General features: G+C 59.8%; 18 protein-coding genes and 1 pseudogene. 9 read left to right on the top strand and 10 right to left on the bottom strand.

The window, feature by feature from the left end; genetic code table 11:
- Window positions 1-176: 176 nt before the first annotated feature.
- The 5 genes from WG29040_RS02445 to WG29040_RS02425 all read right to left on the bottom strand — a co-directional run bounded on the left by WG29040_RS02445 (window position 177) and on the right by WG29040_RS02425 (window position 9717).
- Window positions 177-5246: an RHS repeat-associated core domain-containing protein gene (locus WG29040_RS02445; RefSeq protein WP_127195601.1), complete on the bottom strand. Its 5070-nt coding sequence runs from the start codon at window positions 5244-5246 to the stop codon at window positions 177-179.
- Window positions 5247-5329: 83 nt separating this feature from the next.
- Window positions 5330-6313, bottom strand: coding sequence for a hypothetical protein (locus tag WG29040_RS02440; protein ID WP_127195600.1), 984 nt, complete (start codon window positions 6311-6313; stop codon window positions 5330-5332).
- Between the two features lie 696 nt (window positions 6314-7009).
- Window positions 7010-7690, bottom strand: a complete 681-nt coding sequence (locus WG29040_RS02435; RefSeq protein ID WP_003445228.1) for a GntR family transcriptional regulator — start codon at window positions 7688-7690, stop codon at window positions 7010-7012.
- 150 nt (window positions 7691-7840) lie between these two features.
- A complete protein-coding gene (locus WG29040_RS02430; RefSeq protein WP_127195599.1) occupies window positions 7841-8260 on the bottom strand; it encodes a hypothetical protein in 420 nt (139 codons plus the stop codon).
- 191 nt (window positions 8261-8451) lie between these two features.
- Window positions 8452-9717, bottom strand: a complete 1266-nt coding sequence (locus tag WG29040_RS02425) for an MFS transporter (protein ID WP_127195598.1) — start codon at window positions 9715-9717, stop codon at window positions 8452-8454.
- 116 nt (window positions 9718-9833) lie between these two features.
- On the opposite strand from WG29040_RS02425, the gene WG29040_RS02420 reads away from it, so the two are divergent.
- Window positions 9834-10280, top strand: coding sequence for a helix-turn-helix domain-containing protein (locus WG29040_RS02420; protein WP_127195597.1), 447 nt, complete (start codon window positions 9834-9836; stop codon window positions 10278-10280).
- Between the two features lie 99 nt (window positions 10281-10379).
- On the opposite strand, the pseudogene WG29040_RS24665 reads toward WG29040_RS02420, so the two are convergent.
- Both WG29040_RS24665 and WG29040_RS02410 read right to left on the bottom strand, forming a co-directional pair.
- Window positions 10380-10550, bottom strand: a pseudogene (locus WG29040_RS24665) (IS5/IS1182 family transposase); the annotation flags it as partial.
- 159 nt (window positions 10551-10709) lie between these two features.
- Window positions 10710-11912, bottom strand: a complete 1203-nt coding sequence (locus WG29040_RS02410) for an NAD(P)/FAD-dependent oxidoreductase (RefSeq protein ID WP_127195596.1) — start codon at window positions 11910-11912, stop codon at window positions 10710-10712.
- Window positions 11913-12259: 347 nt separating this feature from the next.
- On the opposite strand from WG29040_RS02410, the gene WG29040_RS02405 reads away from it, so the two are divergent.
- A complete protein-coding gene (locus WG29040_RS02405) occupies window positions 12260-12823 on the top strand; it encodes an Rrf2 family transcriptional regulator (RefSeq protein ID WP_127195595.1) in 564 nt (187 codons plus the stop codon).
- A gap of 165 nt (window positions 12824-12988) precedes the next feature.
- Here the strand turns inward: WG29040_RS02405 and WG29040_RS02400 are convergent, their stop codons facing one another.
- Together WG29040_RS02400 and WG29040_RS02395 are read right to left on the bottom strand one after the other, a co-directional pair.
- The gene (locus tag WG29040_RS02400) at window positions 12989-13489 is read right to left on the bottom strand and encodes a GNAT family N-acetyltransferase (protein WP_010656597.1); all 501 of its coding nucleotides are present in this window, start codon (window positions 13487-13489) and stop codon (window positions 12989-12991) included.
- Between the two features lie 94 nt (window positions 13490-13583).
- Window positions 13584-14225: a TetR/AcrR family transcriptional regulator gene (locus tag WG29040_RS02395; RefSeq protein ID WP_127195594.1), complete on the bottom strand. Its 642-nt coding sequence runs from the start codon at window positions 14223-14225 to the stop codon at window positions 13584-13586.
- Window positions 14226-14415: 190 nt separating this feature from the next.
- Here WG29040_RS02395 and WG29040_RS02390 point away from each other — a divergent pair, with 190 nt between their 5' ends.
- The 7 genes from WG29040_RS02390 to WG29040_RS02360 all read left to right on the top strand — a co-directional run bounded on the left by WG29040_RS02390 (window position 14416) and on the right by WG29040_RS02360 (window position 23936).
- Window positions 14416-16203 (top strand): ABC transporter ATP-binding protein, encoded by a 1788-nt coding sequence (locus tag WG29040_RS02390; protein ID WP_127195593.1) that lies wholly within the window; start codon window positions 14416-14418, stop codon window positions 16201-16203.
- The gene (locus WG29040_RS02385) at window positions 16197-17963 is read left to right on the top strand and encodes an ABC transporter ATP-binding protein (protein ID WP_127195592.1); all 1767 of its coding nucleotides are present in this window, start codon (window positions 16197-16199) and stop codon (window positions 17961-17963) included. The genes WG29040_RS02390 and WG29040_RS02385 overlap by 7 nt, the downstream gene beginning before the upstream one ends.
- The gene (locus WG29040_RS02380) at window positions 17963-18904 is read left to right on the top strand and encodes an ABC transporter permease (protein WP_003445243.1); all 942 of its coding nucleotides are present in this window, start codon (window positions 17963-17965) and stop codon (window positions 18902-18904) included. The genes WG29040_RS02385 and WG29040_RS02380 overlap by 1 nt, the downstream gene beginning before the upstream one ends.
- Window positions 18904-19851 (top strand): iron chelate uptake ABC transporter family permease subunit, encoded by a 948-nt coding sequence (locus tag WG29040_RS02375; protein WP_003445246.1) that lies wholly within the window; start codon window positions 18904-18906, stop codon window positions 19849-19851. Before WG29040_RS02380 ends, WG29040_RS02375 begins: the two co-directional genes overlap by 1 nt.
- Complete coding sequence (locus tag WG29040_RS02370; RefSeq protein WP_010656592.1) at window positions 19848-20609, top strand: ABC transporter ATP-binding protein; 762 nt, start codon at window positions 19848-19850, stop codon at window positions 20607-20609. The genes WG29040_RS02375 and WG29040_RS02370 overlap by 4 nt, the downstream gene beginning before the upstream one ends.
- A gap of 11 nt (window positions 20610-20620) precedes the next feature.
- Window positions 20621-21604 carry a siderophore ABC transporter substrate-binding protein gene (locus tag WG29040_RS02365; RefSeq protein ID WP_127195591.1) on the top strand — a complete coding sequence of 328 codons (984 nt, stop codon included), beginning with the start codon at window positions 20621-20623 and terminating at the stop codon, window positions 21602-21604.
- A gap of 115 nt (window positions 21605-21719) precedes the next feature.
- Entirely contained in the window at window positions 21720-23936 is a 2217-nt protein-coding gene (locus WG29040_RS02360) for a TonB-dependent siderophore receptor (protein ID WP_003445251.1), read from the top strand.
- A gap of 109 nt (window positions 23937-24045) precedes the next feature.
- On the opposite strand, the gene WG29040_RS02355 is transcribed toward WG29040_RS02360, so the two are convergent.
- A complete protein-coding gene (locus WG29040_RS02355; RefSeq protein ID WP_003445252.1) occupies window positions 24046-24924 on the bottom strand; it encodes a LysR family transcriptional regulator in 879 nt (292 codons plus the stop codon).
- Window positions 24925-24986: the final 62 nt, after the last annotated feature.

Genomic DNA, 24986 nt, shown 5'->3' with positions numbered 1-24986 from the left:
CACGGGCTTTTGCCTTGTATCCGGCAAAAGCCCGTGGATGTCCGTCAGACGAAGTGCTGCAAACCATCTGTGGGAGCCTGGTTAGCCGGCAAGGTTTCGCTCGGGCTTTTTCTGTGGGAGCTGGCTAGCCAGCGATTGCTTGTATCTGACCTGTTCAATGTGCACTGCACATGGGGTTATTCCCGTCGGATCGAGCGTAGCGCCGCCCTCCCTTCCCGTTGTTGTGCCTGGGCATTTCTGATCCGCAGCAGATTCTTGTATTGAATGCTGCTCTGGATGTCAGGAACTGCGGCGTATCCATTATTTGAGATATGACTGATATGAGTGGTTGCGAAAGGTGAAATACCTGCCTGGGGGATTTGCTCCGGCAACACGCCATTAGTCCTGCCCAGCCATGTCTCTTGTACGTAGTTGACGTAGGCTCGATTGGCTTCCTGGGGGGTACTGTGGAGAGTGGGTAGCTGGCGCTGGATGGCTTGCGTATTGCTTTGCACCGATGCGCGCATAGTGCTGGATGTCTGTGACAACGAGACCAGGTCCGAGCCAGGCAAGCGGCCGATAATATTTTGCATCACCAGGTCCGGCATTTCGTTCAGACGTACGCCTGTCAACTCCTGGGGCATATCAAAGTGCTGTCGGACATATCGCAAGTCATCCGCAGTTAACGCATGACGAGCCTCTTGACCCAGTCGTGGACTTGCACTGGCTCCTCCTTGAAGTGCTCGGTTCCCCCCGGGAACGCCCCCTGCATGCTGCAATTTATGCTGCCAGCTGCCCACGAACTTGCCGGCACTTTTAACCCCCTTGGCCGCAGCCCCGGCCATGGACGGGGCCGCCGAAGCCAGCCCGGTTGCCATGCCCACCCAGCCCAGAATCCGCCCGGCGTTTTCATTGCCGGTGGCCAGCAAGGCTATCGAGGCCACGTCCGCTGCCAGCGATACCACGCTCAGGGTCGCGGTGGTGACCGCCGTTACATAGCTGGCGGTCAGCGCCGCAGTGGGCGCCGCCAACGCACCCAGGGAGGCCACGGTACCGATCACGGCCAGGGCGATGCCGGCCGCCGGCAACAGCCAGTCCAGCCACGAATGGCCCGACGGGTCGATGCGGTTGACCGGATCCCCGGCGCAGTAGGCATAGCCATTGAGGCCGCCTTCGCCGAAGGGGCTGAGGCTGTCACGGCTGTGGAAGCGCATCAGCACCGGGTTATAGATGCGGTAATCACCCAGGAAGTACCAGCCGCTGTCCTGTTCGCGCAAGGCGCCGGCGTAGCCGAGGCTGCCAATGCCCGGTGCGCTCGCGCCGTAGGCACTGTAGACGGGGGTGTGGATAGCGTCCTGGGCTTCTGTGGTCACTGAACCTTGGGCGTCGGTGCCCAGCAGCATGACTTCGCGCACTGCCGATGCCAGTCGACTTTCTGCCACGGGAACAGCGCCGGCCCGTACCCAGCGGGTTTGAGTGTCTTCACCCAGCTCGCAGCTGAGCTGGCCGCCGGTGTGGTAGCGCCAGCGCGGGCCGCGCAGATCCTCGGTCTTGATGATGTTGCCCGCCGGGCCGTAGTGCCAGCGGCGTTCGCCGGTAGGCAGAGTTACCCCGATCAGTCGGCCCAGGGCATCGTAGTGCAGCGGATTACCGCGCTCGTCGCGTTTGAGATTGCCGAGGGCGTCGTACTCCAGGGTTACCGGTGCCGGGTAATCGGCGCGGCTGTGGCTGACGCTGAGCAACTGGGTAAGGTCGGCGGGGTTATAGGTAAATGTACTGATATTGCTGGCGCTGGCGTCGGCAAACACCGTTTCCAGACGCAGGACGTTGTCGAGGGCGTCGTACTGGAAATGCTGCTCGCGGTAAGGGTGGCCGTGGGCATCCTTCGGTAAGTCATGACCGCTCAGACGATGGGTAATCATCCGTGCGCGGTTGTCGTAGTCGAAGCTTTCACCGCGCACCAGTGTGCCGTCACGGGTCAGTTCGCGCCGGGTCAGCTTGCCGTCTTTGCGCCATTGCTGGGTTTGCACTTCTACATGCTGTGCATTCGGCGTTCGGGTAGAGGTTTCTCGACGGGCCGGACGGCCCAGGCTGTCGTAGCCCAGGGTTACGCTCATGTCCCGCGAGCCATCGTTTGATTGGGTTCGCTGCTGGTGAATCCGCGAGGCCGCATCGTAGGTCACGCTGACCGTGACGTCAGGGCCTTGCTGTTGAGTCAAGCGACCCAATTCGTCGTACTGGCAGCGCTGCTCGGCACCGTCGGCATCGGTCAGGCGCGTGACTTTGCCCGCCGGTGTGGTGCTTTGTTGTTGCGAGCGCGGCTGATCGCCTTGCCAGGCGTAGTCGGCTTTGTTCAGTTGGCCGGACGGTGACCAGTGATCTTTTTGCAGACCCAGATTGCCTTGGGCTTCCAGCAAACGGCCACTTAACGGATCGTATTTATTGAATACGCTGATCCCGGGCGCTTGCAGCGACAGCAACGCGCCGCCCAGTTCCGGTTGGTGTTCACTCTGCACCCGGGTACCGTCGGGCAGAACCTGGGTATGGGCGTGGATTTCTCCTTCGGCATATTCCCATTCAGAGACACTCTGCCCGACCTTTTCCCATACCAGTCGGCCCAGGCCGTCATATTTGCGCTCGCCCAGCAGGACTTCATTACTGCCCAATGAAGGGTGGCTAATCGATACCGTAGCCGGCAATTCACTGTCATGGCCTTCGGCATAGGTGCGCTTGATGACACTGCCGTCGGGCAGGGTGGTGGATACCAGTCGGTCCAGTACATCCCACTCCTGCCGGGTCTCCCGGCCCATGGCATCGGACTGGCTGATGCAGCGGCCAAGGCCGTCATAGGTCCAGCTCAGTTCGTGCTGAAGTACGCCATCGGCGCAATAGAGTTGTTCTTTAAGGGGGCGTCCATCGAGGCTATGGCTGGTCACGGTTTTGGCCCCGGCCACGCCCTTGGCGTCGGTCTGCCAGCGGGTTCCGGTCAGGGCTACCGGGTCGGCAAGGGTGTGCTGGGTGATACCGTCTGCGCCGGTTTCAGTCAGCACATTGCCCCAGTCATCAAAGGTGCGTTCAGTGGTCAGGCTCAGGGCAGGAACGTCTTCGTTACCGGGATCGTAAGCCGTTTCACGGAATACTCGACCCAGCAGGTCATATTCGGCGGTCCAGGCGGTATAGGTCTCACCGCTGTCGGTCTGTTTTTCCCGACGGATTTCCCGGGCCATGCCATCGAGCCAGACAGTTTCCTTACGTCCGGAAGCGCCGACTCGGGTCTGGCAGCGCTGGTTCGCTGACAACGAATAGACCCAGTTGACCTTGGCCTCGAAGGCTGAATCCGGAGCCGCGACTTCCTGAGTTACACGGCCCAGGGGATCGTGGGCAAAGGCCAGGCGCGTCAGCTCATCGGTCTGCTCGGTGACCATCAGGCCGGAGTACAGATCCTGCGACGATTGCGCAACAGTTGACTGGCCATCGTGACCTGTAATGGTGACCTTTTCCTGCAGGACTGCGCGCTCAAGTGCGCGGGCGTTTGGGGCTTGGGTCAGGCTGTAGCTGTAAACCCGGGTAGTGCTTTTACCCTCTACCGTCTGGGTTTCGCTGAGCATGCGAGCGTGATGGGGCGAGGTCGGATCGTTAATGAAATTTTGCGTCGAGCGGCCCAGTTCGGTGGACTGATTGCCCTCAACCAGCAACAAACGTTCTTCACTGCTCTGGACAAAAGTCGGCAATGCAAACCCTGGAGCATCCCCACGCACGGGCAGGGATTGATAGCGATATCGGGTCTGCTTGACCGGGCCTTCGGTGCCGGGTGGGGGGCTGACCGTACGACTTTTCAGACGAGTGATGCGGCCCAGTGGGTCGGCAGGGCAGTTGCCGGTCTCACCGGTTACCGGGTAGTACTCCGACTCTTCTATTCCACCCAGGGCATTGCGATGCCACACCGGGTTGCCCAGCTCGTCGTAGCGGGTTTCTTCCTCGGTAACAAGCTCTCGCAACACCCGTTGGCCATCCAGCTGCGCCTTGCGGGTAATGACCTTGTGCGGGAACTGGAAGTAAGGCAGTTGCCGGGCAATGGGCAGCCAGGGCTCGTCGTAATAGGTGGTTTCGGTTTCCTGCAGGGTCTGGCCCCGTTGCGTGCGTTCACGGGTCAGCAGGTGGAAGCGGTTAAAGGTGCGTGACACTGTTTGCAAAACAGTACCCCGGGCATCCATCAGGGTTTCGGTGGAGCCATAGAGGAAATCCCCGGCACCGGTCAGGTGGTAGAGGTTGTCTTCGCGATTACGCCACTGACGTACCGCCGGCCAGCCAAAATAGTTATTGCTGCCATACAGGCCGTAGTCATAGCGAACCAGCTGCACCGGCTGGCCATCTCCCGGATCCTTGCGGGTCTGACTGACCACCGGCATCCGCGCAAACGGCGCCCCTGCAGGCAGGTTGAGGCCGTTGGCCTCGCTGTAAGTCACTTCCTCGGTGCTGCCGGTGGGCTGGGTGCATTTGCTCAGCAGCAGTAATCCGGAAGTCGCAGTGCTGTACTCAAACTGCCAGCCGCTGTCGGGAAGGCCGTCCACCGTTACCCGGCGCAACTGCCCGGAGACCCGGTGAAAAGACATCACCACCTGTGCGGGAGTATCCGGCTGTAAGGTCAGATGGGTCAGCACGCCCTCGTAGGCCAGTGCCAGCACCGTGCGGCCTTGGGCATCACTGACTTTTTGCAGGTACGCCGCGTTGCCGACCGAACGCCAGTCAAAGGTCAAGGCGCTACCGTCGGCGCCCACCAGAGTGCTGACCACCCACAGGCTGGCATGCCCCGGCAAAGGGATCAGGCGCTCACAGCTGCCATCGTTATGCGTGACCCACATTTCCTGACGCTGCACTGTGACCGTCACCACAGGCAAGCGCACATCCGGGAAACGCATGCTCTGGCCGACAATTTCACCGCGAAAGCGCTCGCCGGAATTGAGTTGCAGTTGCTGGCTGGCTCCATCCCAGGAAGTGGTGCCGAGCATCCAGCCCAGACCGAAGCCCTGATCGGCAGTCATCAACGGGCTATGGCTCAGGCGCAACTGGCTGATGGGCCCGCGCAAATCATTGGCGGCGCCGGTGGGCAGGGTTATCGAGGCCGAGAACGCACCGGTGCGCGGATCGACCCCGGCGCTGATGCTGCTCATAAAGTTGTAGGCGCCGGAATATACGTCGCCGCTGCTAAGCAGGCTGACGGCGGATTTGATCTGGGGGGTGGAAATTTTGTTAGAAGGGTCGATCACTATGGCTATCTCTTGTTATTGGCAACTTACAAGAAGGAGCTGAAAAAGCCCCATCCAGAAAGGTGGGGCCTTTTCAGTGCTTATCAGGCCAGCGTCAATTCCAGACGCTCACGGTCCTTGGGGTCGAAACGCAGGGTCAAGTGGTGCTCATTGCCATAAACATCCACCAGACTCATATCGCACGGGCCGCGAAAGCCGCCCTGGGATTGTTTGATGTCAACCCGGCCACAGAGCACCAGGCTGCCCTTGTCCCGAACGGCAGCCGGTAGGGTCGGCAACGGGATCACACTTTGCGGGAGCGCGGAGTTCCACTGAACCTGGGTCTTGCCTGGCTCGACATAGCCGACAAAGCTGCTCATCTGGTCATCGGGCAGATTGCTCTCCCACATGATCATGCCCTTGGGCAGCATGCTCATACTCTTGAGTGCAATGGTCTGGCTCGGGGCCGTTTGCAGGGTCAATGTGCAACGGCGATTGAAAATCCCGGCTTTCAAATGCATGGAGGGCAGGTCAAAAAACTCGGAGAGGATGAAGTTATCCTGTGAATAGCGGGGCGGACGATGAACCGTGATATTGGCATCCGGTTTATCGTGGCTGGTCCCACGATCCGGTGTGCCGTCCTCGTACCAGCTCGAGCCATTGGAGCAGAAACGCCGACCATTATCGCCCGTCACCATAAAGGCCAGTCCGATGGTCTGCCCGGCAGCGGCCAAAGACTGACACGACACATAAAACTCAAAGTATTCAAAGCCGGCCTTTGGCCCGATCGAAGCCTTGATCTGGGTGTTGGGAAAGTACTCATAACCTTTGTACCTAGAGGAGGCAGACCAGCCCAGGGAATCGAATTCATCAAAGGGAAGTACCTGGTTGGCATTGCGGTACATAACAATCCGCAGATTGTCTTTTTCACTCTGGGTCAGGCCAACTTCAGCACCACGACCATCCAGTGCCTTGACGCCCAAAGTTACCTTTACCTGTTGCAGGCCATTGGCGTAGATATGTGGCGTGGTGTCGGTGTGCACCTCCATATCATTGATATACCAGTACGGGTCCATATAAGTAGTCATGCTTTATATTCCTGATAAGTGCACCTGACGCGCAGGCGCTATTGAATAAAGCAGCGTCCTCGAAAGAGGGCGCGCTCCAGGGGGCAAGTTATGGCGGTTAAAGCCTGTGTGTTTGTAAATGGGTAGAACCGTCAGAACGCTGTACGGACAGTGTTTACAGTGAGTAGTCCGGGCGTTTGACAGACGGTGCCAGCCATTAAAACCCCTCTTTAACTGGAGATAAGCAAGGGGGGTAAACGGCGTTAAAACAAACCAGTAAGCCTCGTCATCTATTGCTGTTAGATGCGGTCTAAAAAATAAGCGCTATTGTTCGATGGAACAATCTGCGGGGGATGTAAGTCGGGGCTTTACAATAAAGTCACTGGAATGGCGAGTTGCCTGTACCCCCCCACACCTTGTTCGCACTCGGTACGTGCGCTCTTGATAACAAGAGTTGAAGTGGACGGTTGGGCAGAGACTGCCGAAATCACCGATAGCGACGATGACTTGTATGAAACAGGTTGCTGCACCCGGCTTTACGCCAGTCAGGCGTGCCGTTGGGTCATGCAGTCGTGATGCTTGCCGGGGCGCAGATTGCGCAGGGCGCGCAATTGCCGATCATGGAGGGGCCAGGCCGGTTCAGCCGGGTGAATCCGGGGGAGGTCTTAAGCGGGGAACCCTGCGCCAATGACCAGATCGGTACAGGGCTGTTGCCGGTCAGTGGCTTTGCGGCAGGTGCTCGAACAGGGTCTTGCAGACCCCGGCAATGTGCTCGTCCAGCAGTTTGACCGCCAGTTCCACGTCGCCGCCGCGGCAGGCCTCGATGATTTCCCGGTGCTCATGATCGGCGCGGTCCTTGCCCGCCGACAGGCTCATCTGCATGCGCAGGTAGCGCTCCAGCTTGTCGTTGACCGAGCGCACCATGCTGATCAGGAAGGGCCGTTGCGCCGGTTCGTAGAGGCAGGCATGCAACTCCCAGTTGAGCTCGGCCCAGCGGCCAACATCGTCCTCGCCTACAAACTCCTGACAAATCAGCTCGGCGCGGGCGAAGGTGGCTTCGGTCATGTTGGGGATGGCCAGGCGCAGCAACTTGTCTTCCAGAAGCATGCGCACCTCGAACATCTGTGCCAGTTCTGCATCGGAAATACGCGTGACCATGGCCCCGCGATTGCGCTGGAACATCACCAGGCCTTCGGCTTCGAGACGCTTGAGGGCTTCGCGTACCGGGATTTTGCTGACGTTGAACTGGCGGGCAATATCGTCCTGGCGAATCGGTTCATCTTCAGCGAAATGCCCGGCGACAATAGCGTCACGCAGATGCAGGGTGATGATTTCCGAAGTGGAAGGCGAATTGCCCAGGTCGGGGACATTGAGTTTAGGGTGGGCCACGGTGGTCATCGTTTTCTGGAGAAGCAGATATGGTATACGAATTTGCCTGAGCACTCGCTGTGCCGATGGTCGGCTCAGGAGCTTTTAGCCGATTGCAGGGAGCTCTGCGGCACGGGTGCCAGCCGGGCAGGGCGCCCGATGGTGCAACCTTGCTGCCTTTCATTCGTCCACCGGGTACAGGGTGATGGACAGGTCAATCCCCCAAACCTGCATTCGGGCCAGGGTCTGCAGGGATAGCTGATGAGAAAGACTGCCGCGTGCAATCGCGCTGCGATAACCGATATCCAGGGTCTTTCTGGAACATGCCTGCCACAGGGCGTGGCATTGCGGGTCAAGCTGCTCGATGGCGCTGAGCAAGGCATCGATACTTTGTTCCGGAGTTCGGTAGCTCCCCTCAGGGGCAAAGGCTTCAAACCTGGCGTGATAGCCAAGCGGATCCATGTAGCCCACATGTAAACAGCAGATTGGCGCAGTCGTAATGTGCGCAGGGGCCAGGGCTTGTGCGAGTAAAGTCAGGTCGATCGGGGCAATGAGTTCCAGATCGGTATTGAGGTATTGCACGGTTTGTTGATTATCCATATACCCAGGGCTCACTGGTTGGTAAGTGACAGGCAGCGAACCGAAGATACGCGGATTGGTCGAGCGCAATCCGGCAAGAATATTTCAAGAAACAACAGTGGCATGTTTAACCGCTGGTAACCCCTGGACCAGCACAGGCGCCTTTTAGCCATGGATATTCTGAGTCTGTCAGCAGCGCCTGATCGCTGCGATCAGTTGGAGGGCGCGGCCGATGTACCCTCAGCACATGCCCGCGAACCAGGCATTTGTTGCAGTGTGCCGGCCCAGAACCCCAGGGCCAGCACACTGACGGCGGCGCCCAGCAGGCACACGCCCGACCAGCCGGACGTGGCATAAACCCAGGTTGATGCGAGCGCCCCCAGGCCGCTGCCTGTTGCGTAAAACAGCATGTAGCAGCCCACCACCCGACTATGGGAGTCGGGGTGCGCACTGAAGATCATGCTTTGATTGGTGACATGAATGGCCTGGGCGCCAAGATCCAGAAGCACGACGCCGAGTATCAGCCACAGCATCGAACTGCTGGTGAACCACAGTGCCAGCCAGGCCATGATTAACAGCCCCAGTGCCAGGCCGGTGGTCCACTGGCCCAGCCCTTTATCGGCCCAGGCCCCGGCCCTCGCGGCAGCGAGTGCGCCCACCACGCCGACCAGGCCGAAGGTGCCGATAGTGGTGTGCGAAAAGGAATAAGGCGGGCTGATCAGGAGAAACACCAGCGCACTCCAGAAAATGCTCAGCACGGCAAACATCAGCAAGGCGAGCATGCCGCGCACTTGCAGCACCCGGTCCTGCCTGAGCAGGGTAAACATCGACAGCACCAGCCTTGGATAGGGTATGGGCGCCGCAGCCGGTTGCTGTGGTGGAAGGACGCGCCACAGAATCAACCCCAGGGCCAGCATCACCAACGACGAGCCCAGGTACACCCAGCGCCAGCCACCCAGGTCGGAGATCAGTCCGGCGGCCAGACGTGACAGCAACAGGCCGATGACAACCCCGCCCTGCACGGTACCCACCACCCGGCCACGCTCTTGCGGCAAACAGGCGGTGGCGGCATAGGCGATCAGGCCCTGGGTCATGGCGGTACCCAGCAGACCGATGGCCAGCATGCCGGAGAGCATCATTGCCGGGGAGCGGGTGAGGCCGACGCAGACCAGACCGGCGATCAGTACCGCCAGTTGGGCGAGCATCAAGCGGCGGCGATCCAGTTGATCGCCCAGTGGCACGATCAGCAGCAATGCCAGCACGCTGCCGATCTGCGTCGCAGTGATCACGGCACCGACCCTGGCATGACTGATCGCAAAGTCTGTGGCCAGTTGATCCAGCAGCGGTTGGGCATAATAAACATTGGCCACGCTCAGCCCGCTGGCACAGGCGAATAACCCGACCAGCGCCCGCGGCATGCGCCTGCCGGTGGTTGCTGGCGCTGCTGGATCGGGCCGGGAAACTTGATCAATGGCCATGGACGGATCTCCGCTGAATGTAGTTTCAAATCAAGACTGGTTTGATTCTAGGGTAACGAGTCTTAAAATGAAACTTGTTGCACGGAGAAAACCCGAAACTGTACGGAGCAGCCTGTATGACCAAGCATCAAATGAGCCAGGCCACCACGTGCCCGGTTGCCCGCTCTGTGGAGGTAATCGCAGATCGCTGGGCGTTGTTGATTGTGCGTGACGCCTTTGACGGCGTAAGGCGCTTTGGCGATTTTCAGCAGGGTCTGGGGGTGGCCCGCAGCGTCTTGGCCAACCGCCTCAAGAGCCTGGTCGAGGCCGGTATTTTTCAAGTGCAACCGGCTTCTGACGGCACCTCGTATCAGGAATACGTGCTTACCCCGCAAGGTCAAAGCCTGTTCCCGGTGGTGGTGGCGTTAAGACAATGGGGCGAGCGCTACCTGTTCGGGCCGCACGAAGCGCACTCGCAACTGGAGGACACGGCCACCGGGCAGCCCTTGCCTTTGATGCAGCCCGTGGCAGCCGATGGACGGGCGATCGCGCCTGAACAAACCCGGGTCAATAAAGTTGTGTGAGTCATGGCGGCTAGCGGGTGACCGGCACCGCGCCTGGGGCCCGTTGACGTTTAACATTGGCAACCATAGGAACCCGCAGGCCATGGCTACCATGCTCCCCTAAGTGCGCTTCAGCTTGTCATATCGAAACGCCACGGCCCGGTAGTGTTTCAGCCGCGCAAAGGCGTTTTCCAGCAGATGCCGGTAGCGATACAGCCCCCCTGTCCAAGTCGACATTGCCCTGATCGAGTTGCGCTTTTTGGGGATCACCGGTCGGGCGCCCTGTGTCTCGTGTCATCCGCAGATGTGGCTTGTGATAAATCGCTTGTTGAAGCAGATTTTTCCAGCTTCGGCCAAAGCTCGTCACTGAGCATCAATCGGGGCATTGCAAACCCGCAGGATTTTTCAGAAGGAAGCGTTATCAAGATAACGCCTCCCAGGGCTGGCATCTCAGGCAATGGGGATCAATGGATCCGCCGCCGCCCACGCTGCATCACGGTTGGCGGCCGGAGGGTAGATCCACACAGTGTTGATTTGCGTCTTGAGCGATTTGCCTTCCTGCCGGGTCAACTTGACCTGGCGATCCCATCCTTCGGTATAGACCGCACCCCAGCCCCCCAAATCCAGGCAGGTAACGTACTTGGGCTGACTGTACGAGGTCGGATCCACACCTAAAATCTGCGCGGCAACGTTGTTGCCTGCGTGGCGTCCCAGGACGATGGCGTGCTGGCAAGTCATCAGTGCATGGTTGCCAAGGTCATCGGTGGCGGCGTAAGCAACATCCCCGGTGGCAAATATGTCTTGCTGGCCAATGACTTTCAGGTGGGAATCCACATGAAGACGACCTAGGAAATCGCGTTCACCTGGGATCTGCTCGGTCAGCGAACTGGCCCGCACACCAGTGGTCCAGACCACGGTCTTCGCTTCAATACGCTGGCCATCGTCAAGGGTTAGCCCATTTTCATCGACTGCTACCACAGACGATTTCAAGCGCCATTTCACCCCTAGCTCATCGCTGGCTTCGGCGATCGACCTACTGATTTCGGCCCCCATCGACACCCCGACTTTTTCACTACGATCCACGATGATCACTTCTATGTCCGCATGATCACCTAGTATGGCCCGCAGACGAGCCGGCATTTCGGTCGCCGTTTCAATGCCGGTGAAGCCGCCGCCAGCAACCACTACAGTATTGCGGCCTTTGTTTTCCGGAAGGCCTGCCAGGGACTTGAGGTGGTTCTCCAAACGTACGGCTTGCTCAATCTGGTCAACATCGAAGGCGTACTCCGCCACACCTTGAGTGTTGGGCGTCGCGAGCCGGCTGCCTGTGGCTAGAACTAGTTTGTCGTAGCTTCGCACTTGCTTGGTGCCAGAGGTATCGATGTAACCGACACATTTTTGCTGAACGTCGATGGTCTCTGCGCTTCCCTTGATGAACTTGACACCTACCGCATCGAACAGCTCGCCAATCGGCGCGACCAGTCGGTGCGCATCAGGCTCGTAAAAACGCGGACGGACGCGCAACTCGGCCTGAGGGGCCAGCACGGTCACTTCCACGTCGTCATGACCATGAATGTCGAACAGGCGCGTGGCACTCAAAGCCGTCCACATACCACCGAAACCTGCGCCAATAATCAGAATCTGCTGTTTCATTTTTAACCCCTGGTGGGAAGTCATGAATGCGTTAAAGAGTCTCGCTTATCGGTAGCGGACGTGAAGCCGGAACAAGGTGATCTTGGCAAACAGCCACCGTAGAAGCACGAATAACTACGACTATATCGGTCGTAGTTTTGAATGGCAATATGTTTTCCGTAAGCCATCCGAGCTATTTTATGAAGAAAACTTTTGAGCAATGGCGACTCAATACAATATTTTCATCAGAAAATCAGGCGTGTAAGTGATTTTAAAGGTAGAAAGGCCCATGGCACAGCGTGCGAGGATCGTTGCCCCCCCTCACTGATCGCTGCTAATATATGCGACTAATTAGGTCGGAGATCTAAATGTCTCTTTACAGCGCGGGCGTTGAGTACGGCATTCATTGCCTGATTTTTTTGGTGGGCGATGGCGGCGAAAGCCGGGAGGCGAGCGTGCGTGATCTTGCAGAATTGCAAGGCGTACCTCTGGATTACCTGGCGAAGATTTTCACCAAGCTGGCTAAGTCCAAACTGGTCGTTGCAACGGAAGGTGTGCGCGGAGGGTTCAAGCTGTCGAGGCCTTCTGACGAAATCAGTATTCTTGATATCGTCAACGCCATCGACGGTCAGAAGCTCATTTTTGATTGCCGAGAGATTCGCGGCCGTTGTGCCCTGTTCGAAGGCTCTGCGCCTGCCTGGGCGCTAGACGGCCATTGCTCGGTTCACGCGGCGATGATGACGGCACAGAAACGCATGGAAGAAGCCCTCGCCCAACAAACTATTCTTGATCTTGCAAGAAAGGTCGGACGAAAATCTCCACCTGACTTCCCGGCCCAGGTAGGCAGATGGATAAACGATCGTCGAGAAAAGAAAAGCAGCCCGCAGACTGCTGACGACCGGACCATCCAAGTGACCAACATTTCAGACTGAGTAATCGGCGGTCTTAAGGAGCAAGTGCAGCACTTGATGTAAGGGTTGCCATTTCGACCCAATACAACCACCTGAGTACCAAGGAGCGCGTCACCATCATGGTGATGCTATTTCAACGGCAGACGCTGCGAGCTATCAGGCTGGCATGTGAAACGTCAACAGGCCCTAGCCGATATAAGAAAAAACCGCGTACTCAAAACCGTTGAACTCGAATGAGGCGACTTTTTTCATGCCCATTTTCAAATGCGCCCGCAGCGACGGCTGGTTGTCATTGCGGATGAAAAGTATCCCCTCGCGCCCGGGTTCAAGACGCCGCAGTTCAGCGAACATTATTTGCGCCAGGCCCTTGCCGCGTTCCTCTTCCCCGACACAGACCGGACCATATACATAGGCATCGGGCGTGCCGTGATAGGCGTTGAACATAGCCTTTACAACGGGGATGTCCGCGTTCACTTCCCGGGAGGAGGTTAACAGGAAGCCGGTGACGCGCCCGTCACGGCGGGCAACGATCAGTGGCATGTCCTGCATCATTTTTGCCAGGCGCTCCGCTGACAGACTTGCCGCCAGTGCTCCGCCCCGTGCTGTCTGATTGGCAGCCTGAAGTTCGAGAATGCCGTGCATATCGGCGATGTCGGCTCTGCTTACACCGGTGTCATGTCCGCTCATACCGATATCCCTGTGGGTTGAAGTGGCGGGGCGCTGTGTAGTGTTGCGCATCAGGCTAGCAGGTCAAGAAACCGTGCAAGCCCCGGAACCCGGCCTATGACCGGGGCTGGGCGATCAGGCAATCACCGTGAGCGTCTTGCTCAAGCAAAACCAGCGCTCCGACGATGAGTGCGTGCATGCCCTGGGCCAGCTCGGCCTCCATCTCGGCTTCTTCCGCTGCACGTTCAGCCTCTTCGGCCCCCCGGCCGGTAACCGAGTACACGGTGTCGGCCACGGCAATACCGTGGAAGGCCACCGTCGCCAGCAACCAGCGCGCGTGTTGCTTTGAAATGCCATAGACCTGGGCGATATGGCTCTGATGCTCTTCGATCTTGGCGAGCATCGGTTGTGTCGCGGCCAGCCTGCGGATGACGTAAGGCGTCAGCCCGGGGTGGGCCTTGACGAACACCCGCACCGAGGTGGCAAACACAATCATGTATTCCTTCAAGCCGCTACGCCGCTCAGCGTCGGCCCGGGGGATCTGCCAGCGGGTGAAGATCTCCTCGGCGACCATGCTTTTGAGTGCATCCAGGTTGGCAACGTGCTTGTAGAGCGCCATATGGCTGATCCCCAATGCGGCAGCAACGCCGACAAAGGTAATGCTCGGCAAGCCGATCTCAATGCCTGCTTCGACAATACGTTCCCGGGTGATGGTGCGGGGACGCCCGCGGGTAGCAGGTGGTTGTGGCGCTGTCATGACGGATCCTTGAACGGTGGTGACAGTCTTGTAGCTGTCTTGCCAGCATTTCGCAAATTAGTTTATAGTCATGCAACTAATTAAGTTTCTGATTCAGGAGGCCGTTTCATGTGATCAAGCGCTCCTTACATTCCCCCCAAGGCAGGCGTGAACCATCCCTCTCTTCTGAATTTCCGGACATTTGAACTCTATGGACACTCATGACACGGCCCCGGCCAAAACCAGGGTGCGCGGCCCGATCAGCCAGATACTGCATCCTGTGCGTGGACGCCTGATCGTTGCCGGCCTGCTCGCGGCAGCGGGCGCGATGCTCACGCTGGTGCCGCTGGCCGGTATCGCCCATATCGGCAAAATGGCGTTGGCTGATAACGGGCTTGACCCGGCACAGGTGTGGAGGGCGCTGATCGCAGGAGTGGCCAGCCTGTGCGCCGGGATGTTGCTGATATCCGGCGCAGAACTGCTCGCCCACCTGGCGGACAACCGCATTACCCATCACCTGCGCCGGGCGCTTGTGCAGCGACTCAGCAGCGTGCCCCTGGGCTGGTTCACCAGTCGGGCGTCGGGCGAGGTCAAGCAGGCGATGCAGGACGACATCAACACATTGCACAGCCTTACCGCGCATTTCTTCACGACATCGGGGCGTGCGGCCGGCGCGGTTCTGATCTCGCTGATCTACCTGTTCACCATGGACTGGCGCATGGCCATTGTCTCGATCCTGCCGTTCCCCGGATTCTTCCTGTTTTTTGCCCGGGCGATGAAGGCCAGCCAGACCAACATGCAGGCGTTCACCGCCGGTATGGGGCGCATCGATAACTCGGTGGTCGAGTTCGTCAACGGCATCGCGGTGGTCAAGTCATTCAGTACCGGTACCAGGGCACACAGCAGCTACCGCGAAGCAATTGATGCCTTCGCCCTGGCCTTTATCGGATTCACCCGGCCTCTGGTGGCTCCGATGGCCAATGCCAACGCAATGATTGCCCCGGTTACGGTTCTCGGCGTAGTGCTGGTGTCCGGTACGGTGTTCGTGGGCCTGGGCTGGATCGCGGCGCCGGATGTGCTGCCGTTTGCCCTGGTGACGCCGGGGTTGTGCGGGCCGCTGCTGTTGCTGCACTACATCACCCATGACCTTAACCACGCAGCCGGTGCTGCCCGGCGTGTTGAGGCCCTGCTGGATACCCCCGTGCTGGAGCAACCGGCCCCCGGCCTGCAGCAGTCGCCAAAGGGAAACGAGATCCGCTTCGAAGGTGTCAGCTACGGCTATGACAGCGCACGCCAGGTCCTCGCGGATGTCAGCTTCACGCTCAAGCCCGGCACCACCACAGCCATCGTCGGGCGCTCGGGCTCCGGCAAGTCGACCCTGGCGCGGCTGCTGCTGCGCTTCTTCGACCCCACGCAAGGGCGCATCACTCTGGGCGGCGTGGATCTGCGCGAGATTGAAACCTGCAACCTCTACCGGCATATCGGTTTTGTCTTGCAGGAGGTGCGCCTGATCCATGCCAGCGTGCGCGACAACATTGCGCTGGGCAGACCATCGGCCAGCCAGCAACAGATCGAGGACGCCGCGCGCATCGCCAACATCCACCAGCGCATTCTGGATTTACCCCGCGGCTATGACTCGGTGATCGGTGAAGATGCGCAGTTTTCCGGCGGCGAGCAGCAGCGTGTGAGCATCGCCCGCGCCGTGCTGCTCGATCCCCCCGTTCTGGTGCTCGACGAACCCACGGCAGCAGCCGACGCTGAAAGCGAAGTCGCAATCCAGGAAGCGTTGTCGCGCTTTGCCCGCGGCCGAACCCTGCTGGTCATTGCCCACCGGCTCGACAGCATCATGCTTGCCGACCAGATCATCGTGCTCGACAACGGCATTGTTCATGAACAGGGCCGCCATGAAGAACTGCTCGCAGGCAAGGGGCTCTATGCCCACTTGTGGGCGCAGGGTGGCTATTCACAATCTGCAGATCTGGCGGTGTCGTCATGCTGAATCCCCTTGTTCAACTACTGGATAAAGATGCGCCGGTCTTGCACCGCTACGTCTGGATGGCAGTGTTATATGGCCTGCTAAGCGGCTTGACCCTCACCACGCTGGTGCCGGTGCTGGATCACTTGCTGGCCGGCGATGTGCGAGGGGCTGCGCTGTGGCTCGGCCTGATGCTGGCCGGCGTGGCCATTTGCTGGGCGTGGCGGCTTCAGCTGGACAGGGCGGGGGTGGCAGTCGGCGTGGCCATACTGCAGGGGGCGCGGCAGCGCATCGGCGAGCATGTCGCGCGTCTGCCCGTGGGCTGGTTTACCGCGCAAAACACCAGTCGCCTCGGGCATGTGATTACCCAGGGCATGATGGCGGTAGCTCAGTTGCCGGCGCATGTATTAACCCCAGTGATCAGCGGCGCCGTGACGCCGCTGGTGGTTGTGGTCGCACTATTTTTACTGCACTGGTCGCTGGGCCTGATTGCGTTGCTCGGCCTGCCCGTTCTGTGCGTGGCATTGTGGTTGACCGCTCGCCTGGGACAACGCGCCGACCGTACGTACCAGCACCATTTTGCCGACGCCAGCCAGCGCATGGTCGAGTTTGCCCAGGCCCAGTCGGTACTGCGCGCCTTCAATGGCGAGGGCGCCAGTACGCAACTTCTGGAACAGGCCCTTGACCAGCAGCGCCGCTCCGGCATGCGCCTGATCTATCAGTCCACTCTTTCGGTAGTGCTCAACGCCTGGGTGGTGCAGGCCGTTTTCGCGGCCCTGCTGATCGCCGCAGCCCTGTGGCTCAACGCGAATCAGGACATCGCACAGCAAAGCGGTACGGTGATTGCGGTGGTTGTCGCGTTGTTATTGACCAGCCGCTTCATCGATCCGCTGCTGGAGGTGGCCAGCTATGCCGAGATCCTGCGGGGGGCGTACGGCCAGCTTGCAGAGGTGCAGAGCATTTTCGCGGTCGAGCCCTTGCCGGAGCCGGATCAGCCATTGGCCCCGGCGGACAATTCTGTCGAGTTTCGCCAGGTGAGCCTGCGTTATGCCCATGATCAGCCGGATGTGCTGAGTGGCATCAGCCTGCGCATCGAGCCCGGCAGCATGACCGCATTGGTGGGCGCTTCGGGCTCTGGCAAGACCACCCTGGTGCGTTTGATCGCGCGGTTCTTCGATGCAACCCAGGGCAGCGTACTGATCGGCGGCGTGGACGTGCGACAGATGTCCAGTTCACAACTGTCCGCCCGAATCAGTCAGATTTTCCAGGACACCTATCTGTTTCAGGGCAGCATTGCCGACAACATCCGCATCGGCAGTCCGGCTGCCAGTTTTGGTGAAATCCTCGACGCTGCACAGCAGGCCGGTCTGGGTGACCTTATCGAACGTTTGCCCCTGGGCATCGACACACCGGTCGGCGAGGGCGGTGCAAGGCTGTCGGGTGGCGAACGCCAGCGCATCACCATTGCCCGTGCGCTGATCAAGAATGCGCCCATTCTGCTGGTGGACGAGGCCACCGCCGCCCTGGATGCGCAGAATCAGTCAGTAATTGCCCGGACGCTCTCCAGTCTGCGCGGTCGACACACGGTGGTGGTGATTGCCCACCAGCTATCTACGGTGTCGATGGCAGACCAGATTGTGGTGCTCGACAAAGGCCAACTGGTTGAGCAGGGCACGCCTGCGGCATTGCGCGCCAGTGGCGGGCGTTATGCGCATTTTCTGGAACAGCGTCGGGCTGCCAGAGGCTGGCGGATCGCCGTGCCGTCCAACAGCGAGCAAGCCTGATGACCGCACGCTGGCTATGGTGGTTTGCCATCTTGTGCGGGGCGTCCCTGCTGGTCGGGGCTCGACAGCTGGAGTGGGGGCAGTTGTTGTCGTTGTCGGGCGATGCCTGGCTGACACTGACGGCCAGCCGCCTGCCACGCCTGGCGGCGCTGGTGCTGACGGGGGTTGGCCTGGCTGTGTGCGGGGTGATCCTGCAGCACATTGTGCGTAACAAGTTCGTCGAACCCGGTACCACGGGCGGGCTGGACGCGGCCAGGCTCGGTATCCTGATGTCGCTGGTGCTCGCCCCTGGCGCGGGTGCCCCGGCCCGAATGCTGTTCGCGTTGCTGTTGAGCTTCGCCGCGGGTCTGATTTTTGTCCTGATCATACGGCGCATCCAGTTCAAGGGCTCGGTACTGGTTCCGGTCATCGGCCTGATGTATGGCGGCGTGCTGAGCGCCATTGCCGAGTTCTACGCCTATCGCAACAACATCATGCAAAGCATGCAGGGCTGGCTGCTGGGGGACTTTTCCCGGGTCGTGCAGGGCAGTTACGAAATCATCTACCTGATCTTGCCGATTGTCGGGTTGACCTACCTGTATGCCCGGCGTTTCACCCTGTTGGGCATGGGGGAGGGCATGGCCACGAGTCTGGGTCTCAACTATCTGGCCTGGGTGGCGCTGGGCTTGCTGCTGGTGGCCGTCACCGTATCGGCCACTGTCATCACTGTCGGTTCGATCCCCTTTGTCGGGCTGGTCATTCCCAATCTGGTGGCGCTGCGTTATGGCGACAACCTCAGGCGCACGCTGCCCATCGTTGCGCTGGGCGGCGCGTGCCTGCTGCTGGTCTGCGACATCCTCGGGCGGCTGCTGATCTACCCGTTCGAGGTGCCTATCGGCCTGACCGCGGGCAGCGTGGGCGGGGTGCTGTTCCTCGCGTTGATCATCCGGAGGTACAGATGATGCGCCTGCAACCCCGGCACGCGGTATGGATTGTGGTGGTGACGCTGGCGCTCATCTTCGTGTTCCTGCACTCGGGCCTGGACTTTGACTATGTGATCCCCAAGCGGATCGCGCGGCTGACGGCCATGCTGATCGGCGGAGCAGCTATTGCCTGGTCGTCGATCACATTCCAGACCCTTACCGGCAACCGGATACTGACGCCGGCGATCATGGGCTATGAGGCTGTCTACTTGCTGTGGCAGGCCTTGCTGATTCTATTTATGGGCAGCGCCAGTCTGGTGCTGCTCGGGGTCAACGGCAACTTTGTGCTCTCGGTGCTGCTGATGCTCGGCTATTCGTGGGGCATCCATCGCTGGTTGTTCCGCGATGGCAAGAGCAACGTGTATTTCCTGCTGCTGGTGGGGTTTGTACTGACCCTGTTGATCAGCACCTTTACCCAGTTTGTCCAGCTCAAGGTCAGCCCTGGCGAGTTCTCGATCCTGCAGGGCTTCAGCCAAGCCTCTTTCAACCGGGCCCAACCCTTGCAGTTGCTCTTTTCGGGACTGCTGGTGGGGGCGGTTTGCCTGCTGGGACGCAAGACCTTGCCGACCCTCGATGTGCTTTCTCTGGGACGCGACCAGGCCGTTTCTCTGGGGGTCGACTATCGGCGCAATGTACGCCTGCATCTCGCGCTGATCGCGATCCTGGTCGCTGTGTCCACCAGCCTGCTCGGGCCCACGGCTTTTATGGGGGTGTTCGTGGCAAACATCACCTACGCCCTGGCACGCACCTTCAGGCACCGCGTCACGCTGCCACTGGGGGGCGCGATAGCCACCGGCATGTTCATCACCGCGCAACTGCTGGTCGAGCATGTTTTCAACTACAAAACCACCGTCGGCATTCTGGTCAATCTGGTCTGCGGCGGCTATTTCCTGGTGCTGATGGTTCGTACCCGAGGAGCCCCATGATCACTGTCCACGACATCCACAAGGCCTATGGCGCCAAGGCCGTACTGAAGGGCGTAGATGCCTGTTTTCCGGCCCGGAGCCTGACTTCGCTTATTGGCCCGAATGGCGCGGGCAAGACCACGCTGCTGCTGATGATCGCGCGGCTGACGGCGCCTGGCCGTGGTGAAGTGCGTATCGAGGGCCGCCCGGTTGCAGGCATTGATATAGGTGAATACGCCAGGCGGGTTGCGACCCTGCGTCAGGCGCCGGACTTCAATCTGCGCCTGACGGTGGAGGAGCTGGTCGCGTTCGGGCGCTTTCCCTACAGCCGTGGTGCGTTGACCCGCGAAGACCAGCGGGTGATCGACGAAGCCATTGCGTTCCTGTCCCTGGAACCCCTGCGCCATGCCTACCTCGACGAACTCAGCGGCGGGCAACGGCAAATGGCCTTTCTGGCGATGACCATCGCCCAGCAGACGGACTATCTGTTGCTGGATGAGCCGCTGAACAACCTCGATATCAAGCACGCCGTGCAGATCATGCGTGCGCTGCGCCGCCTGTGCGATGAGCAAGGGCGCACCGTCATCCTGGTGGTGCATGACATCAATTTTGCCGCCAGCTATTCCGACCACATCGTTGCGATGAAGGAGGGTGCGGTGTATTGCGCCGGCAGCGTTGCCGAGGTGATTACCGAGGCGCGCCTGGGTGAACTCTACGGTCTGGCTTTCGATATCACACAGGGTCAGCGCGGGCGCCTGTGCAACTACTTCAACCCATAAAGAGATCCCCCATGTCCAGCCATCACACACACCGCAGGTGGGCGTCGGCCTTGCTGATCGCCGTGACTGCCGCACTCTGTGCATGTAACGAAAAGTCCGCCCAAGCACCATCCCCACAATCATCAGCAGCGGCTTACACCCCTGTCACAGTGCAACACCAACTGGGCACGACCCGGATCGACCATTCGCCACAACGGGTGGTCGCCCTGGACATGAACGAGGTCGATTTTCTCGACCAGTTGGGGGTACCTGTGGCGGCGATGCCAAAGGATTTCGTCCCGCATTTTCTTGCCCGCTACAAGGATGCAGCGAGCGTCGAGGACGTGGGCTCGATCGTGCAGCCCAATCTGGAACGCGTTCATGGCGCCCGGCCTGATCTGATACTGATTACATCGCTGCAGGCCAATCGCTTTGAGGAATTGAGCGAGATGGCCCCGACCCTTCATTTTGATGTCGACTATCGCGATAGCCAGGCGCGCCACATCGACGTCATCAGGGAGCACCTGATGACGTTGGGAGACGTCTTCGCCCGGCAGACGCTCGCCCGCCAGAAGGTCAACGAACTGGACACCCGGGTCGAGGAGGTCAGGCGTATCACTGCGGGGCGCCCCGACAAAGCATTGGTGGTTTTGCACAACAATGGCGCCTTCAACTCCTTCGGCGTGCAGTCGCGCTACGGCTTCATCTTCAGTGCCCTGGGGGTGAAGCCGGCAGGCCCGAATGCCGAAACCGGCCTGCATGGCCAGCCGATTTCCAGCGAATTCATCCTGCAGGCCAACCCCGACATCATCTTCGTCGTCGACCGCACGGCAGTGATGGAGCGTCGACCGGTGATGGATGCCCGAAGCATGGATAACCCGCTGCTGCGCCAGACCAAGGCCTGGAAAAACGGGCGGGTGATCTTTGTCGATGCCCAGGCCTGGTACGTGACCGGGGCCAGTCCGACCTCACTGAAATTGATCATCGACGACGTCGAAAAGGGCTATCAGCGCTAAAGGGGGCCAGGCCGTAGCCGCTTACGCCTTTGATGGTTATCGATTCTCATTAAAACCATTCTTTAGATTCAGATTCAACACAACAAATACCTTCTCAATTGAACGGAGTCATAGCGTGCGTAAACGCCACTTTCAAACCCGCATTGCGCCACCACGCGCAGTCTTTGCCTTGAATCGCACTGCCGCCGCCGTACAGGGTGTACTACTGGGCCTGACCCTGGCCGCAACCGGCTTGCCGGCTTATGCCCAGAGCACGACCAGTGAAGAAGAGGGTGTCTCCACGCTGCCCGCCACCCTGGTGGAGGGCGAAATGCTATTGCCTTCCGGGCTGCCGCCCACCTATGCCGGCGGGCAGGTGGCGTACGGCAGCCGTGTCGGCCTGCTGGGTAACAAGGACTTCATGGAAACGCCGTTCAGCACCGTCAGCTACACGGAGAAGTACATCGCCGACCGTCAGGCGCAAAACATCACTCAGGTGATTGCTGCCACTGATCCTTCAGTGTTCAGCAACGGCCTGACCGGCACCTTCAGTGAGAACTACTCCATCCGTGGCTTCGCCAGTGACATCAGCGACGTGACCATCGGTGGTTTGTATGGCGTCGCGCCGTACTACCGGATTTCGCCGGAAATGTACGAGCGCATCGAGGTGCTCAAAGGCCCGTCTGCACTGCTTAATGGCATGCCGCCCGGCGGCTCGGTAGGCGGCAGCGTCAACCTGGTACCCAAGCGTGCTGGCGATGAACCGTTGACGCGGCTGACCGGCACCTACATGTCGGATGCCCAGTTTGGCGGGCATCTGGATGTGGGCCGGCGGTTTGGCGAGGACCAGCAGTTCGGCATCCGTTTCAACGGTGTTTACCGTGATGGCGACGGAGCGATCAATCACCAGGAGCAGAAGGCCGAACTGACGTCGCTGGGTCTGGACTGGCGCGGCGAGCGTGCTCGCCTCTCCGCCGACCTGTATGAAAGTGAAGACCGTATTCGCGGGCAGAACCGGGGGATCAACCTGGCCTCCGGCGTGGCAGTGCCCAAACCGCCCAAGGCCGACACTCTGCTGAACCCCGACTGGGCGTATGTGCAGACTAAAGACCGGGGGGCGATAGTGCGCGGTGAGTACGACCTGACTGACAGCCTGATGGCTTATGCGGCCTACGGCGCCAGCAGGACCCGCTACACCTACAGCGGCACGATGCTGGCCACTGTGTTTAACGATGCGGGCGACTTCAGGACCAGCATGGGCCAGTTGAAAATGGAACTCGAGAAGACCTCGGGGGAGGTTGGCTTGAAGGGCCACTTCCAGACGGCGGCCATCAAGCATCAATGGTCCTTGAATGCCACGCACTACGGCGATACCCAAAAGGACTTCGGGCGCCGCTCGGTGCCGGGTGCAGACTGGGTGACCAATATCTACAACCCGGTCTGGGGCCCGGCTGCGCCCACCGATTTTCCCTACATTGCCCATAACGAAAGCCGTCTGACCAGCTACGGCGTGGCGGATACGCTGTCGGTTCTGGAGGAACAGGTGCAACTGACCCTTGGCGTGCGCCGTCAGCAAGTGCTCACCGACAGTTTCAGTGTGACTACCGGGGCGCGCACAGACCGTTATGACGAAGAGGCCACCACGCCTGCGGCGGCGTTGCTGGTCAAACTCAGCGAGCATGTGTCTTTGTATGCCAACTACATCGAAGGCCTGAGCCAGGGGGCGACCGCACCGATGACGGCCGCGAATGCGGGAGATGTATTCGCGCCCTACAAGTCCAAGCAAAAAGAGGTCGGGCTCAAGGTCGATCTTGGTGACTTCACCCACACCCTCAGCCTGTATGAAATCAAGCGTCCCAGCAGCTATCTGGACCCGAACAGCAATATCTTTTCGTTTGGTGGCGAACAGCGTAACCGGGGTGTCGAGTGGGGATTCTTCGGCTCACCGCTGGACAATGTGCGCCTGATGGGGGGCGTGGCTCATGTGGACCCGAAAATCACCAAGACCGAGGGCGGCGTCAACCAGGGCAAGACGGCCACCGGCTTGCCCAAGCTGCAAGGAAAGCTGGGCGTGGAATGGGACACACCGGTACTCGACGGTTTAACCCTGACCGCCAATGCGACATCAGTGTCAAAGCAGTACATCAGCGACGACAACACGCAATCGATACCTGGCTATACGATCTTTGACCTGGGCACACGCTATGCCACCCGCGTAGCCAGTCGCCCGGTGACGTTGCGCGCCAGTGTCACCAACCTGACCGACAAGGCCTACTGGGGCACGCCGTTGTTGTCCAGCCTGGGCCTGGGGGCGCCACGTACCTTTGAGCTCTCCGCGTCGGTGGACTTCTAACTGACAGGCGGAGTAAAACCTCTGGCGGTGTCCGCCGCCAGAGTCCGCTTCAACAGCGATCGGACTCGAGCCCGATACGCCTGACGCTACCGGCAAAGCTGCAAAAAGCTCACTTCGCCACCGCCTGCATCAGCAACTTGCGAATCTCCCCGGTAATCGCACTTTTGGTGCCTTGCTCCAATATCCCCACCCGGCGTACCGCCAGGTCGCCCGGCAACGGCAGCACCCGCAGGCAAGGGTCTTTGTCCCAGTCAAAGTTCTTCAGCAACGGCACGATTGCCACACCGACTTGCTGGCGAACCAGGTCAGCGATGCCAATGATCGAGTTGAGTTCCAGAATCTCCAACGGCTCGATGGATTCGCTCTTGATGATCGACTGCACTTTGCGGCCCACTGCCGTGGACCTGTCGTAGCGAATAAACGGCTGGGTTCTGAGCAGTTCCACGGCGTCGTTGATGCCGGCGGTTTGTGTAGCGTTGGCAAGCATGACGATGGGTTCGTTGTAGAGCAGGGTCCAGCTCAAGCCATCGAAATTCTGCCGCGCGGTTTCGATCAGCAAGGCGGCGTCGAGCTTGGCGGCATGCACCAGGTTGACCACTTCATCGGAGCGGGCGGTCATCAGGTTGACCGATATCCGCGGGTGCAGCTTTTTCAGTTGCACCAAGCAATTGGCGAGCAGGCCCATACCGGAGGTAATGCCGCCAATGGACACTTCGCCCTCCATGGCCAGACCGTCAGGGGCTTCGGCGATCATCTGCTCGTAGTCCTCCAGCAAGCGCTTGGCTTTGGGCAGCAGCAACACGCCATCGCGGCTCAACTTGATCTGTCGCTGGCTGCGGTCGAACAACGGCCGACGCATCTCTTCTTCAAGGGCACGCATTTGCTGGCCAACGGCGGCGTTGGTAAGGGCCACGCGGTCGGCGGCGGCAGCGAAGCTGCCGTACTCGGCGACGGCGATAAACGTCTTGAAAAAACGCATGTTGCTCATGGGCAGACCTGTAGCGAGGGCAGGGGATTAATAGTAAAGATAATGTTTACTATTGATAAAGT

It is taken from the genome of Pseudomonas sp. PAMC 29040 (genome assembly GCF_003994535.1).
GTDB lineage: Bacteria > Pseudomonadota > Gammaproteobacteria > Pseudomonadales > Pseudomonadaceae > Aquipseudomonas > Aquipseudomonas paraversuta.
Note: the sequence above shows the minus strand (reverse complement) of the source record. Positions and strands in the feature narration are given on the sequence as shown.

What these genes read in the sequence shown, in the direction of transcription:
- WG29040_RS02440 (WP_127195600.1), bottom strand. Translation starts at nt 6,313, where the DNA reads ATGACTACTTATATGGACCCGTACTGGTATATCAATGATATGGAGGTG.
- WG29040_RS02435 (WP_003445228.1), bottom strand. Translation starts at nt 7,690, where the DNA reads ATGACCACCGTGGCCCACCCTAAACTCAATGTCCCCGACCTGGGCAAT.
- WG29040_RS02430 (WP_127195599.1), bottom strand. Translation starts at nt 8,260, where the DNA reads ATGGATAATCAACAAACCGTGCAATACCTCAATACCGATCTGGAACTC.
- WG29040_RS02425 (WP_127195598.1), bottom strand. Translation starts at nt 9,717, where the DNA reads ATGGCCATTGATCAAGTTTCCCGGCCCGATCCAGCAGCGCCAGCAACC.
- WG29040_RS02420 (WP_127195597.1), top strand. Translation starts at nt 9,834, where the DNA reads ATGACCAAGCATCAAATGAGCCAGGCCACCACGTGCCCGGTTGCCCGC.
- WG29040_RS02410 (WP_127195596.1), bottom strand. Translation starts at nt 11,912, where the DNA reads ATGAAACAGCAGATTCTGATTATTGGCGCAGGTTTCGGTGGTATGTGG.
- WG29040_RS02405 (WP_127195595.1), top strand. Translation starts at nt 12,260, where the DNA reads ATGTCTCTTTACAGCGCGGGCGTTGAGTACGGCATTCATTGCCTGATT.
- WG29040_RS02400 (WP_010656597.1), bottom strand. Translation starts at nt 13,489, where the DNA reads ATGAGCGGACATGACACCGGTGTAAGCAGAGCCGACATCGCCGATATG.
- WG29040_RS02395 (WP_127195594.1), bottom strand. Translation starts at nt 14,225, where the DNA reads ATGACAGCGCCACAACCACCTGCTACCCGCGGGCGTCCCCGCACCATC.
- WG29040_RS02390 (WP_127195593.1), top strand. Translation starts at nt 14,416, where the DNA reads ATGGACACTCATGACACGGCCCCGGCCAAAACCAGGGTGCGCGGCCCG.
- WG29040_RS02385 (WP_127195592.1), top strand. Translation starts at nt 16,197, where the DNA reads ATGCTGAATCCCCTTGTTCAACTACTGGATAAAGATGCGCCGGTCTTG.
- WG29040_RS02380 (WP_003445243.1), top strand. Translation starts at nt 17,963, where the DNA reads ATGACCGCACGCTGGCTATGGTGGTTTGCCATCTTGTGCGGGGCGTCC.
- WG29040_RS02375 (WP_003445246.1), top strand. Translation starts at nt 18,904, where the DNA reads ATGCGCCTGCAACCCCGGCACGCGGTATGGATTGTGGTGGTGACGCTG.
- WG29040_RS02370 (WP_010656592.1), top strand. Translation starts at nt 19,848, where the DNA reads ATGATCACTGTCCACGACATCCACAAGGCCTATGGCGCCAAGGCCGTA.
- WG29040_RS02365 (WP_127195591.1), top strand. Translation starts at nt 20,621, where the DNA reads ATGTCCAGCCATCACACACACCGCAGGTGGGCGTCGGCCTTGCTGATC.
- WG29040_RS02355 (WP_003445252.1), bottom strand. Translation starts at nt 24,924, where the DNA reads ATGAGCAACATGCGTTTTTTCAAGACGTTTATCGCCGTCGCCGAGTAC.